Here is a 12,619-nt window from a genome sequence, read left to right on the forward strand (position 1 = left end):
TCAGTATTTTCACATTTGATTTAATGTGTATAATAAATTCCCATATCGGGATCAAAAATGAGTTTTTAGAATTCTGTGCTCTTTTATTGAAGATAAGTGCAGTTAATGGATGGGAATTAATTTATGGGTTTTCCTATTACACAAAGTGAATTTGAAAATATTTTAGATGAATTTTTACAATACAAAAAGGAACTGCCTCCAAAATCTAAAATTCACCTGGCTTCTTATTTAAGAGACAAAGGCTATTCATCCGTATTACAGAGTCTCAATTTTGCAGTTCCGGGTAAAACAGTCAATATGATACAGATGCAACGGGCGGATGGATCGTTGGCGAGCGCCACTAAGTTGCCTCGCAGAATGGATCTATTGAATAATATTGATTTCACCGGCTGTGAAATAAAAAACTGTCAGTTTGATGCGTGCGATTTATCAGGAACAGTTTGGTATGACCTGGACGTCCATGATTCTTCTTTTAATAATACTGTTATTAATCATGCATCATTCCATAAAGTTCGCTTTATCAATTGCCATTTTACACAAGCCACCCTCGATTACAGCAAATTGGATGATCTGCTTTTTGTAGAAAATACCTTTCTTCGTACGAGTTTTAATTATTTAAAGCAATTCCATAAGGTAATGTTTAAGGATTGTCTTTTGCAGCAAGTTCCCATGCTAGGAGGTGCTTGTGCTGTTGAAGTGATTATTAATAACTCACCTGAAAAGAAATTATCTCAAGTAAGCGAGTTGTTAATTGATAAACAGATTGCTATGAAGCAGTTTAAAAAAACAAATACTAAACCTGCTGTATTGGTCGCTTGGAATAATGGGGCTCCTTTGATGTCAGCAGTATTGGCTGAGAAAATGATATTGGCGAAAGGAATGTATCCTGTGCGCATGGATATAATGGCTGAAGTAGATGCTGCATTATTAGATAAAGAAATAAATGACTTAAGTAGGCTAACCCAAAAAAGGATGCAACAATTAAACAGCGAGGAGACCAAGGTCAAAAAGTTTGGGACCAAGCTTCCCCAAGAAAAAACAGATTTAAATCATGAACATCATGCAGAGCAAAGTGAAGATGCTCTTGCACCTGAGCAACACTCCGGTCCAAATGAAAATACATTCCCTGTTGTTTCAACAGAATGGAAAAAACAAGGGATGTGTTTCCCTCTAATGATGATTCAAATCATGCGTGAAGAAAACGCTAAAAACACATCTTCATTTCCACAAATGGCGGCTCTTTATCGACATGCAAAATCGATATTTGATCAGGTGGATGCTGTCCTTTTAACTGGAGGCCAGGATATGGATCCTCGTTTTTATGGAGCAGAGCGCCATCCTAAAACGGGTTTACCAACTTATACTGATTATCCAGAATTCAGTGATCCGCGCCGAGATATTCTTGAATTTAGTTTGGTTTATATGCAACAACGTGCTTCAGCCCCCAAACCGTTATGCGGTATTTGTCGTGGTTCACAAGTGATTGCAGCGTCCTACGGCGCAACGATTTTTCAAGAGCTTGATTCGCCAGAAAGACGTCAATATTTAGTTGAAGCAATACAGCTTAAAAGCATAAAGGCGGCAGCTCCTCTTTATTCAACCAGTAGAACCTTAGCGTCTGTAGCAGATAAGGAAGTGCCTAATGTGATATTCATGCATCACCAAGGGTATGATTTAGGGCCAGCTGAGGGTATTGAGGCTACTGCTTCAAAGAAAACCTCAGGAGGTAAGGTAATTGATATAGTGGGAGAAAATTTGCCGCAAAATATCACTTTGGTGCAGGCGCATATTGAGTATTATATGGACAGGGAAGAAGAAGGGGCGCATGGCTTTTCATCTCATGTGAGTGCGAATGCAGCAGAGAGTATCTTTAAGCAATTTCAAACTAGAGTTTTGGCTTATTACCAGAATCAACGATTTCGCTATCTAACTCCTGGTCTGTTTTTCACAAAAAGTGAAGCTGTGCCAAGCGAACAATCAGAGTGCACTGTTCCAACTCCCATAGCTAAGAGTTTTATTTGAATCATGACATTAATTTTTTACCATGCTTTTGAACCGATAAATTAAATCAAGTGCTTCTCGAGCAGTCAATCGATCCGGATCAAGCTGTGCCAGTTCATCTAAAATAGGTGATAGGGTAGGCACTTGAACTTCTGAGCGTTTTTGCGAAACTGGGGGCGTGGTTTGTATGTGATTTAAATGAGTATGAGCAATTTTTAAAACCTCAGGGGGGATGCCCGCAAGCTCTGCTACTTCCAATCCATAACTTCGATTTGCATGTCCTGGTTCTACCCGATATAAAAAGATGATGCGCCCCGTATCTAATGATGCTTGTAAATGAACATTCCGAATACACGCCCATTGTTGAGGAAGCTGAGTTAATTCAAAATAGTGCGTAGAAAATAAAGTATATGCCTTAATGGTCGTTGCCAGATAAGTACAGCTCGCATAGGCCAGAGCCATGCCATCATAAGTACTTGTACCACGTCCGATTTCATCAATTAAAACCAAACTTTCACGGGTTGCCTGTCTTAGAATTTGTGCTGTTTCGGTCATTTCTACCATAAAGGTTGAACGTCCAGAGGCCAGATCGTCACTCGCACCTATACGAGTAAAAATTCTATCAATAGGTCCTAAAGTTACCGACTTGGCAGGGACAAAGCTGCCAATATGGGCTAAAAGGACAATTAAAGCAGTTTGACGCATGTAAGTCGATTTACCGCCCATATTGGGCCCAGTAATGAGTAATATATTTTGCGACGGTTTGAGCTGTAAGTCATTGGCGATAAAACGTTCTTGCAGCAAATGTTCAATTACTGGATGGCGGCCTGCCTCAATGGAAATTTGTGATTCAGAGATTAGATTAGGGCAACACCAATTGAAGCTTTGAGCTCGCTCTGCAAGAGTCATTAATACATCCAATTTTGCTAATGCTTGGGCTAATTGTGTCAATTCATATATATTTTGCTGAATCTCTATCAATAAATTTTCATAGAGCCACTTTTCGCGTGCCAAGGCTTTTACTTGTGCTGATAGTACTTTCTCTTCAAATTGTTTCAATTCTGGTGTGATATAACGTTCCACATTTTTTAAAGTTTGCTTTCTGTGGTAATACGGAGGCGCTTTTTCTGCCTGAGTTTTAGAAAGTTCAATATAATAACCTTGTACGTTATTAAAGCCGAATTTCAGAGTAGACAGTCCAGTCTTTTGTTTTTCTTCTTGTTCTAAGTGCATGAGTTTATCATTGGCTCGCGTACTAAGCAGTCTTAATTCATCAAGCTCTTCATCAAAACCAGGAGCTATGACGCCACCATCACGAATCAATACAGGGGGATTTTCTATAATTGCCGATGCAAGCAACTGCTGCAATACAGGTAAAGGCCTAGTGTGATTTTTTAGCTTCACCAGGAGTTCGCTTTTGTTATGAGTAAGTACCTCGTTCAACTCAGGAAGTAAAGCCAACGTATGGCTTAAAGCAACTAAATCACGTGGGCGCGCTGATTTTAGAGCAATGCGCGACACAATTCGTTCTACATCACATATTTGTCTCAGTAGTTCATAGATGGATACATTCTGTTGCAGATGGATAATTTCCTTTATGGCATGTTGGCGCGCCATGATCTGGCCATGTTGTTTGAGTGGTCTTCCTAACCAACGTTTAAGCAAACGACTGCCCATGGAGCAAGCGGTTTTATCGAGCAGAGATAATAAGCTGTTTTCATGATTGCCACTCATATTTTCAAATATTTCTAAGTGCTTTTGTGTCGCCGCATCCAGTTGCAAGTAATCATGAGCATGCTCAAGAGTCATTGTGGTTAAATGAGGAAGGGCTTGTTTTTGTGTCGTCTGTAAGTAGCTCAATAGAGCTCCTGCTGCGACCAGAGCAGTAGGGTGATCTTGCTCCCCAAAAGCAGAAAGATTATTGACTGAAAATTGCTCACACAAGAGTTTTTTTGCGTTGTCAAAACAAAATTCCCAGCCAGGTCTTAGTTTGATTGGAAAATTCATGCAGTATTCTTCCAAAGAAGATTCTTCTTGTAAGAGCAATTCAGCGGGCTGCAACCGCATAAGCTCTGCACTTAACTGATGTGCTTCTGTTAATTCCAATAAATGAAAGCGCCCGCTGCTTAGCTCAACCCATGCAAGACCAATTTTTTGTTTTTGGCGGTGAATAGCCAGTAATAAATTATCTTTTTTTGCATCCAAAAGTGCCTCATCAGTCACTGTTCCTGGAGTGATAATACGAGTAACCTGACGCTCTACAGGTCCTTTGCTCGTTGCAGGGTCTCCTATTTGTTCACAAATAGCTACCGATTCGCCTTTTTTGATTAATCGAGCCAGATAATTTTCTACAGCATGATAAGGCACACCAGCCATGGGAATGGGTTTGTCGGCAGATTGGCCACGGTGGGTCAAGGTAAGATCCAATAATTGGGCTGCACGTTTTGCATCATCAAAAAATAATTCATAAAAATCCCCCATACGATAGAGCAGAAGTAGGTCAGGGTATTCTGATTTAATACGTAAATACTGTTGCATCATCGGTGTATGGGAAGAGGTCATGAATGTATTTTGCTTGAGTTGAAATTGCGGCAATTTTAGCAAAATCACGTGAGGGAGAGTAGATACTTTTTATATTCAACAAAAATGAGCTTAGATATGTCGGTAAAATGGATGAGTTTAATTACATATGAAAAACCTTAACCTTTAGACAATTAGTTATGCAATTAATTTTGAAGGATTTGCCTCTTCGACTTCAATAAATAACCCTGGATTCAAGAATAGAATCTGGATATTATCTAATGACTCATAACGAATAGGCAAAGGAAATGCTATGTTAACTCCAAAGGATGTTAAGACTGTTGAGGCAGCAAAGCAAATTATTGAGGAGCGTAATCTGACCCATATCAAGGTTGGTATTTTTGATGTGGATGGGGTGATGCTTGGAAAATATATGAGCCGTAATAAATTCTTCTCGGCTTTAGAGAGTGGTTTTTCTTTTTGTGATGTAATCTTAGGATGGGACTCCAAAGATAAACTGTATGATAATGGTAAATATACAGGTTGGCATACAGGTTACCCTGATGCCTTAGTGCGCGTTCTTCCGGAAACGTGCCGCGAACTTGTTTTCGAAGAGAATCAATTGTTGTTTATGGCTGAATTTGCTGGAGAGGCCGAAGCGTTATGTCCTAGAGCATTACTTCGTCGAATTGTTCAAAAAGCCGATTCAATGGGATTTGATGTGTATGCTGCATTGGAATATGAGTTCTTTATGTTTGATGAGACTCCTGACAGTGTACGCTCTAAAGGTTTTCGTGATTTAAAACCCATGACACCTGATTTTTTTGGTTATTCAATGATTCGCAATACGGTTCATGCAGATTTATATCATCAGATCCTTAATATGAGCGAGATTATGGACTTTCCTATAGAAGGGTTGCATGCAGAAACTGGCCCAGGGGTGCTTGAAGCGGCAATTGCTGTAGATAAAGCTATAGAAGCGGGAGATAAGGCTGCGTTATTTAAAACATTCATGAAAGTCTTAGCACAACGCAACAATATGATGGCAACTTTTATGGCTAAATGGTCGCCGCATTTTCCTGGCCAAAGTGGACATATTCATCTTTCCTTACGTTATAAAAATGATATGAGGAGCGCTTTTTATGATCCCTCGATGCAACATAATATGAGCGCGCTTCAGCGACATTTCGTGGCAGGTCAACAAAAGCTCATGCCGGAGTTTTTGGCGATGGTTTCACCCACAGTGAACAGTTTCTCTCGCTTGATTCCGGGATTCTGGGCTCCAACTGATGCGACGTGGGGGGTAGAAAATCGTACGACGGCGCTACGTGTTATACCGGGAAGTGATAAATCGCAGCGCGTTGAGTATCGCTTAGGTTCCGCCGATTCGAATCCTTACTTGGCTTTGGCCGCGGCTTTAGGTTCTGGCCTTTATGGAATTGAACAGAAACTGGAACCATACCCGGAAATCAAAGGCAATTCCTATGCACAACCTCATGAAGAAGAACTTGCATTGCCACGTACACTGTGGGAAGCAGCTACTCGTTTTAGGGAGTCAAAGGTTGCTCGTTCTTTATTTGGTGATCCATTTGTTGATCATTTTGCTGCCTCTCGGGAATGGGAAGAACGAGAATTTCGTCGTCATATAACAGATTGGGAATTGGACCGTTACTTTGAAATTATCTAACCTGGATTTCCTGGATTATGAAAGATACATTGAAGACTTATTCACCTATAGATAATTCGCTTTATGTGGAGCGTGCTTTTGCCAATGACCATGAGATTCAAGTTGCATTGGATAGAGCAGTAGGCGCAAAAAAACAATGGGCTGCGACTACTCTAATTGAACGGGCGAACTATTGTACTGCTGCGGTAGATGCTCTGGTTGCTAATAAGGATGAGATTGCCAGTGAAATTTGCTGGCAAATGGGAAGACCGATTTGTTATGCCGCCGGAGAAATTAACGGCCTTGAGGAAAGGGCTCGTTATATGATCGCTGCTGCAAATGCTGCACTTGCTCCGATCAGATTACCTGAAAAGCCAGGCTTTCTTCGTTACATCACACGTGAGCCATTAGGATTAACCTTAGTGATTGCTCCCTGGAATTATCCTTATCTTACTGCAGTCAATGCAATTATCCCTGCCATTATGGCGGGAAATGTTGTGTTGCTGAAACATTCAGCACAAACACCACTTGTAGCAGAACGCTTCGCTCAGGCATTTAGGGAAGCAGACCTTCCACAAGGGGTTTTCCAGTATTTGCATCTGACGCATACAGATACGGAAAACATCTTGCATCACCCAGCGATAAATCATGTTGCTTTTACAGGTTCTGTTGCTGGTGGAGAGATGGTTGAGCGAATAACGGCCGGACGTTTTTTGAATGTAGGATTAGAGCTTGGAGGAAAAGATCCTGCGTATGTTCGTTTTGATGCAGATATTGATAAAGCTGTAGATACGCTAATGGATGGGGCGTTTTTTAACTCAGGCCAATCCTGCTGCGGGATAGAGCGTATTTATGTACATAAGAAGGTTTATGATCATTTTCTCAACAAAGCAGTCGCATTGGTTAAACAATATAAACTTGGGCGTCCTGATGAACCGGAAACAACTTTAGGACCACTTGTTCGCCCATCTTCTGCTGAATTTGTTCGTGCACAGATTCAAGAAGCTTTAACTCAGGGTGCTGTAGCACATATCGACAGTCGAGATTTTGTCATGGATCAACCAGGGTCTGCCTATATGGCTCCGCAGATTTTAACCGAAGTAAACCATAAAATGCGGGTGATGACGGAAGAAACCTTTGGACCAGTGGTCGGCATCATGTCCGTTGACAGCGATGACGAAGCGATTGCATTAATGAATGACAGTAACTATGGATTAACTGCAGCTGTTTTTACCCAAAATATAGACCAAGGAATCGTTATTGGTGAGCAACTTCACACAGGAACATTCTTTATTAATCGTTGTGATTATCTAGATCCTGCCTTGGCTTGGACTGGCATTAAAAACTCTGGGCGTGGATGTACGCTCTCTTCTATAGGATATGCTGTACTGACCCGTCCCAAATCTTTTCATGTAAAAATGATCGATTAGAAAGGAATTTATAGATGAGCACATTATCATTAACGGCTAACTGGAACTATCCCACTTCGATAAAGGTGGGGGCAGGGCGTATACGTGAACTGGTTGATGCCTGTCATAGTCTGGGAATGAAATCACCATTGTTAGTTACAGACAGTAACCTTGCAAAATTGCCAATGATTGAATCCGTATTGAAGAATTGCCATGATGCTGGTTTGCCTATTACTTTATTCGCAGCTGTAAAAGCGAATCCTTCAGGTGAAAATGTGATGGCAGGTGTAGATATTTACCGAAAAGGACAACATGATGGGGTCATTGCTATGGGAGGTGGATCTGCTCTTGATGCAGGCAAAGCCATCGCATTGATGGTTGGACAAAATTGTTCGTTATGGGATTTTGAAGATATAGGAGATAATTGGCGACGGGTGAATGTTGCTGGTATAGCCCCTGTTATCGCGTTACCAAGTACTGCGGGTACTGGTTCAGAGGTCGGGCGTGCTTCGGTTATTACTGATGCGCAACAACAGCGTAAAAAGATCATTTTTCACCCAAAAATGTTGCCCGCCATGGTTATTTTAGATCCTGAATTGACGGTTGCTTTACCTCCGAATATCACAGCAGCAACAGGTATGGATGCATTATCTCATTGCTTGGAAGCTTATTCTGCTCCCGGCTATCATCCATTAGCGGAGGGAATTGCTCTCGAGGGGATACGTCTAATAAAGGAACATTTACCTCGAGTAATGCAAAATGGTAATGATATCGACTCGAGAACACAAATGCTTGTCGCTTCGTTAATGGGAGCAACAGCTTTCCAGCGTGGTTTGGGTGCTATGCATGCACTTGCTCATCCCTTAGGAGCAATTTACGATGCCCATCATGGTCGATTAAATGCCATTTTAATGCCCTATGTATTGCAAGCCAATCGACCTGAGATCGAACATAAAATAATGCGATTGGCGGCTTATTTGGAGATTGATAATGGATTTGATGGATTTCTCAATTGGATACTGCAATTGCGTCGTGAATCAGGGATCGAACATTGTTTGACTCAAATTGGCATTGATGAGCAACATGTTGCACGTATTGCAATAATGGCAACAGAAGATCCTTCGGCACAAAGCAATCCTATCCTTTTCGACCAGCAGCAATATAGGAGCATTCTTATGGCCGCAATCCATGGGGATGATTTGCATCATTCCAAGACTTTGGTAATGAGATTGGCGGAAGCACCTTAAGAAATTCCATAGGGACACTATGAAAATCGGAATATTGCAATGTGACCAAGTAGTACCTGAATTAATTCCTGTACATGGCACTTATTCAGAAATGTATGTCAAGTTGCTGCATCAGGCAGAACCCAATTTGATATTTACAGTCTATGATGTGTGTCATGGTGAACTACCAGCCCATATTGACGCCGAAGATGCTTATGTTATTACTGGGAGTCGCTATGGTGTCAATGACGGTTTTTCATGGATTACTGCACTTGAAGAATTGGTCCGATCTCTTCATGCAAGAAGGAAAAAAGTCGTGGGGATTTGTTTTGGTCATCAGCTTATTGCGAAGGCATTAGGAGGTAAGGTGATTCAATCTCCCAAGGGTTGGGGGATAGGATTGTCGGTAAATAAAATCACTCAGCATAAATCTTGGATGGATCCATCTCTCGGAGCGCTCAACCTACTCGTTAGCCACCAGGATCAAGTTGTACTTCTACCTCCAGAGGCAGAAGTGCTCGCTGGAAGTGATTTCTGTCCGTTTTACATGCTGCAAATTCGCAACAACCTGTTTACTGTACAAGGCCATCCTGAGTATAGTAAAAATTATATCCAGGCACTGATTGAAATCCGCAAAAATAAGCTGAGTAAGGAATTGGTCGATCAGTGTCTAAAATCATTACAGAAACATTGTGATGATAGAGTATTTTCTAGTTGGATTGTTAATTTTTTGAGTTTTTAAAATAAGAAAGTACTGTATGCTTCAACTTTTTTGTTGAAATATCAATAGGTCATGGTTGAATTTAAATTTATTTGCTAGAATCTAAAGGGATTTAAAAAATATTAAACTTATAGGGAGAATAAAATGAAACGTTTCGCTTTTGTTGCTGCAACTGGTTTATTGGCATTAGCGTTAACTGCATGTGGTGAGCAAAGTAACAAGCAACCCGCTGCAGGAACCACTACGGATACGACTACGACCACACCTCAACCAGCACAAACTCAACCAGCTGGTGGAACTCAAAACCAAACTCCAAACCAGTAAATTTTTTGACCTGGGTGAAGGCTTAGGCCATAACCCAGGTCAATTTCAGTATATTCATGAGTCCATTTGATAAACTAATCAAAGAAATTTCAACAATTCTAAAAAAAAAGAATTGGCAACTCGTCACGGCTGAATCATGTACTGGAGGCCTCATCGCAAGTTATCTCACTGAAATTTCTGGAAGTTCAGTCTGGTTTGAACGTGGATTTGTTACGTACAGTAATCTAGCCAAAGAAGAACTCTTGTCAGTGCCTAAACAATTAATTGAGGAATATGGTGCAGTCAGTGAACCTGTTGCACAGGCTATGGCGATTGGTGCTTTACAACATAGTGCAGGACATGTCGCTGTATCAGTTACTGGTATTGCAGGCCCGGACGGAGGCAGTCTTGAGAAGCCAGTGGGTACTGTGTGTTTTGGTTGGGCAGCTCGAGGGATGAATCCTAGAATATTAAGAAAACAGTTCACTGGAAACCGGCAAGACATACGCTTGGCTGCATGCCAAGAAGCTTTATCAGGCATTCTTTCTTACATCAAGTAGTATAGATATATTTGAAATTTATGTTTTTGACAGTAGAGCCAAGCCTGGGCATGTAACCTACCTACTTTTGTGGAAGTATGCTGGTTAAATCATTAGCCAATGACAGCCCCTTCCTTTTAAATTCAATTTGAGCACGATCTGTAAAACTTATTCTTGATTCCTCTGGTGTGGGAAAAAAAAGATGCTTAGCGGCATTAGATATATTAATTACTACACGTTCTGCATATAATGAAGTAGCTATGACGTCAGAAATTGGTGATGGTTTTTCATTTTTACTTTGCATGCAATTTTCCATATTAAAAAATTATTTGTTAAAATTTTAACATATAGTAATAAATTTAATCAACACCTGACCAAGAAAGGATATTATTGGGTTTTCTCTTTATTCTTAAAACATGGATTTTCGACCCCGTAGTTCACTTTCCTTTTCTGGGTCATTGATTCTATTTTTGCATTACTTAGGCTTGAGCAAAAAAAACTCTTTTAATCCAGTGAATCAATTTGCTGCTTGTTCCTATCTGTGTGATAATTTTACCCTTGCATAACTCTAACTACCTGGAAAATATTATGGAAGAAAACAAACAAAAAGCATTATCAGCTGCCCTCTCTCAAATTGAACGTCAATTTGGTAAAGGATCAGTGATGCGTATGGGAGACAGCACCGTATCCCGAGATATAGAAGCCATTTCAACAGGATCTTTAGGATTGGATATCGCATTGGGGATTGGTGGTCTGCCCAAAGGGCGTGTTGTTGAAATTTATGGTCCCGAATCTTCTGGTAAAACTACTTTGACCTTACAAGTAATTGCAGAATGTCAAAAAATGGGAGGCACTGCCGCATTTATTGACGCAGAACATGCTTTAGATCCTAGTTATGCACAAAAACTAGGTGTTAATGTGGATGAATTATTGGTTTCTCAACCGGATACAGGGGAGCAAGCTCTGGAGATTACTGATATGCTGGTTCGTTCAGCCGCTGTAGATGTAATTATCGTCGACTCTGTTGCGGCATTGACTCCCAAAGCAGAAATTGAAGGGGAAATGGGGGATTCACATGTTGGTTTACAAGCTCGACTTATGTCGCAAGCGTTACGTAAATTGACCGCTAATATTAAACGGTCCAATACCCTAGTTATTTTCATTAACCAAATCCGTATGAAAATTGGTGTGATGTTTGGCAGCCCTGAAACAACCACTGGTGGCAATGCATTGAAGTTCTATGCTTCTGTCCGCTTGGATATCCGTCGCATTGGGTCAATTAAAAAAGGCGAAGAAGTTTTAGGTAGTGAAACCCGCGTTAAAGTAGTTAAAAATAAAGTTGCCCCACCATTCAAAATGACTGAATTTGATATTCTTTATAATGAAGGTATTTCTCGTGAAAGTGAAATTATCAACTTGGGTGTCCAACTCAATCTGATTGAAAAATCGGGTGCTTGGTACAGTTATAAAGGAGAGAAAATTGGCCAAGGTAAGGATAATGTTCGCTTGTACCTTAAGGAGAATTCTCAAGTTGCAGCAGTTCTTGAGCAGCAAATCCGTACTGAGCTCCTAGAGAAAAAACTACCTATGCTTGCATCAGCTAGTGCCGATGAATTTGAGACAATTGATGACTAAAGCATTTGATAGTGCTATGCGCCTGTTATCCAGGCGCGAGCACAGTAGGGTAGAGCTTTATGATAAATTAAAACAAAAAGGATATAATCCAATAGAAATAAAAAATGCACTGGAGGAATGCCAACGCTTGGATTTACAAAATGATTATCGTTTTGTAGAAATATACAGCCGGTCACGCATTCGTCAGGGTTATGGACCTTTAAAAATAAGTCAGGAATTAAGTAGTAAAGGAATTAACAAGGAATTAATTCATCAATTCTTACAGCAAGAGGAAGATAATTGGTTGACTTATGCCTTAGATGTCTGGCGAAAAAAAAGTAAAGGTCAATGTGATTTATCTTTTGAGGAACTCCAAAAGCAGCAGCGGTTTTTGCTTTATCGCGGATTTGGTATGGATATCATTGCTCGAGTAAAAAAAGAATTGGAAAAATAAAAATGAAATCGTATCCTAGGTACTTTGTAGCCTGGGTGAAGGCGGAACCGTACTGACATTGAGTTAAGAGATAAATGTTTTGACTACGTCCCGCGGCTTGTCCGCGGGATCCAAAGTATCTCTCACCATCACTGGATCCTGCGGACAAGCCGCAGGACGTAGAAGT

Annotated in this window: 11 protein-coding genes; 9 read left to right on the forward strand and 2 right to left on the reverse strand. The window is 40.6% G+C overall.

Annotation, left to right across the window (positions count from 1 at the left end; all coding sequences use genetic code 11):
- The first annotated feature begins 123 nt into the window (after positions 1-123).
- A complete protein-coding gene (locus tag FOLKNPGA_RS07130) occupies positions 124-2,022 on the forward strand; it encodes a gamma-glutamyl-gamma-aminobutyrate hydrolase family protein (RefSeq protein WP_182352381.1) in 1,899 nt (632 codons plus the stop codon).
- A gap of 9 nt (positions 2,023-2,031) precedes the next feature.
- Here the strand turns inward: FOLKNPGA_RS07130 and mutS are convergent, their stop codons facing one another.
- Entirely contained in the window at positions 2,032-4,563 is a 2,532-nt protein-coding gene (mutS, locus tag FOLKNPGA_RS07135) for a DNA mismatch repair protein MutS (protein WP_182352382.1), read from the reverse strand.
- 271 nt (positions 4,564-4,834) lie between these two features.
- On the opposite strand from mutS, the gene FOLKNPGA_RS07140 reads away from it, so the two are divergent.
- The 6 genes from FOLKNPGA_RS07140 (at position 4,835) to FOLKNPGA_RS07165 (ending at position 10,406) form a co-directional block, all read left to right on the forward strand.
- On the forward strand, positions 4,835-6,208 hold the full coding sequence (locus tag FOLKNPGA_RS07140) for a glutamine synthetase family protein (protein ID WP_182352383.1): 1,374 nt from the start codon (positions 4,835-4,837) through the stop codon (positions 6,206-6,208).
- A gap of 17 nt (positions 6,209-6,225) precedes the next feature.
- A complete protein-coding gene (locus FOLKNPGA_RS07145) occupies positions 6,226-7,617 on the forward strand; it encodes an aldehyde dehydrogenase family protein (protein WP_182352384.1) in 1,392 nt (463 codons plus the stop codon).
- Between the two features lie 14 nt (positions 7,618-7,631).
- The gene (locus tag FOLKNPGA_RS07150) at positions 7,632-8,843 is read left to right on the forward strand and encodes an iron-containing alcohol dehydrogenase (protein WP_182352385.1); all 1,212 of its coding nucleotides are present in this window, start codon (positions 7,632-7,634) and stop codon (positions 8,841-8,843) included.
- A gap of 19 nt (positions 8,844-8,862) precedes the next feature.
- Positions 8,863-9,564 (forward strand): GMP synthase, encoded by a 702-nt coding sequence (locus FOLKNPGA_RS07155; RefSeq protein WP_182352386.1) that lies wholly within the window; start codon positions 8,863-8,865, stop codon positions 9,562-9,564.
- Positions 9,565-9,687: 123 nt separating this feature from the next.
- Complete coding sequence (locus FOLKNPGA_RS07160) at positions 9,688-9,867, forward strand: hypothetical protein (RefSeq protein ID WP_182352387.1); 180 nt, start codon at positions 9,688-9,690, stop codon at positions 9,865-9,867.
- Positions 9,868-9,923: 56 nt separating this feature from the next.
- Entirely contained in the window at positions 9,924-10,406 is a 483-nt protein-coding gene (locus FOLKNPGA_RS07165) for a CinA family protein (RefSeq protein WP_182352388.1), read from the forward strand.
- A 61-nt stretch (positions 10,407-10,467) separates the two neighbouring features.
- On the opposite strand, the gene FOLKNPGA_RS07170 is transcribed toward FOLKNPGA_RS07165, so the two are convergent.
- A complete protein-coding gene (locus tag FOLKNPGA_RS07170) occupies positions 10,468-10,689 on the reverse strand; it encodes a hypothetical protein (RefSeq protein WP_182352389.1) in 222 nt (73 codons plus the stop codon).
- Positions 10,690-10,973: 284 nt separating this feature from the next.
- Here FOLKNPGA_RS07170 and recA point away from each other — a divergent pair, with 284 nt between their 5' ends.
- Positions 10,974-12,020 (forward strand): recombinase RecA, encoded by a 1,047-nt coding sequence (gene recA / locus FOLKNPGA_RS07175; protein WP_182352390.1) that lies wholly within the window; start codon positions 10,974-10,976, stop codon positions 12,018-12,020.
- Positions 12,013-12,453: a recombination regulator RecX gene (gene recX, locus FOLKNPGA_RS07180; protein WP_182352391.1), complete on the forward strand. Its 441-nt coding sequence runs from the start codon at positions 12,013-12,015 to the stop codon at positions 12,451-12,453. The genes recA and recX overlap by 8 nt, the downstream gene beginning before the upstream one ends.
- The last annotated feature ends 166 nt before the right edge of the window (positions 12,454-12,619 follow it).

Origin of the sequence: Legionella sp. PC1000, assembly GCF_014109805.1 — a bacterium.
Taxonomy (GTDB): Bacteria; Pseudomonadota; Gammaproteobacteria; order Legionellales; family Legionellaceae; genus Legionella; species Legionella resiliens.

Bases quoted from the DNA above. Each gene is read 5' to 3' on its own strand.
- FOLKNPGA_RS07160 (WP_182352387.1), top strand. From the start codon at position 9,688: ATGAAACGTTTCGCTTTTGTTGCTGCAACTGGTTTATTGGCATTAGCG.
- mutS (WP_182352382.1), bottom strand. From the start codon at position 4,563: ATGACCTCTTCCCATACACCGATGATGCAACAGTATTTACGTATTAAA.
- FOLKNPGA_RS07145 (WP_182352384.1), top strand. From the start codon at position 6,226: ATGAAAGATACATTGAAGACTTATTCACCTATAGATAATTCGCTTTAT.
- FOLKNPGA_RS07150 (WP_182352385.1), top strand. From the start codon at position 7,632: ATGAGCACATTATCATTAACGGCTAACTGGAACTATCCCACTTCGATA.
- FOLKNPGA_RS07130 (WP_182352381.1), top strand. From the start codon at position 124: ATGGGTTTTCCTATTACACAAAGTGAATTTGAAAATATTTTAGATGAA.
- FOLKNPGA_RS07140 (WP_182352383.1), top strand. From the start codon at position 4,835: ATGTTAACTCCAAAGGATGTTAAGACTGTTGAGGCAGCAAAGCAAATT.
- recA (WP_182352390.1), top strand. From the start codon at position 10,974: ATGGAAGAAAACAAACAAAAAGCATTATCAGCTGCCCTCTCTCAAATT.
- FOLKNPGA_RS07155 (WP_182352386.1), top strand. From the start codon at position 8,863: ATGAAAATCGGAATATTGCAATGTGACCAAGTAGTACCTGAATTAATT.
- recX (WP_182352391.1), top strand. From the start codon at position 12,013: ATGACTAAAGCATTTGATAGTGCTATGCGCCTGTTATCCAGGCGCGAG.
- FOLKNPGA_RS07165 (WP_182352388.1), top strand. From the start codon at position 9,924: ATGAGTCCATTTGATAAACTAATCAAAGAAATTTCAACAATTCTAAAA.
- FOLKNPGA_RS07170 (WP_182352389.1), bottom strand. From the start codon at position 10,689: ATGCAAAGTAAAAATGAAAAACCATCACCAATTTCTGACGTCATAGCT.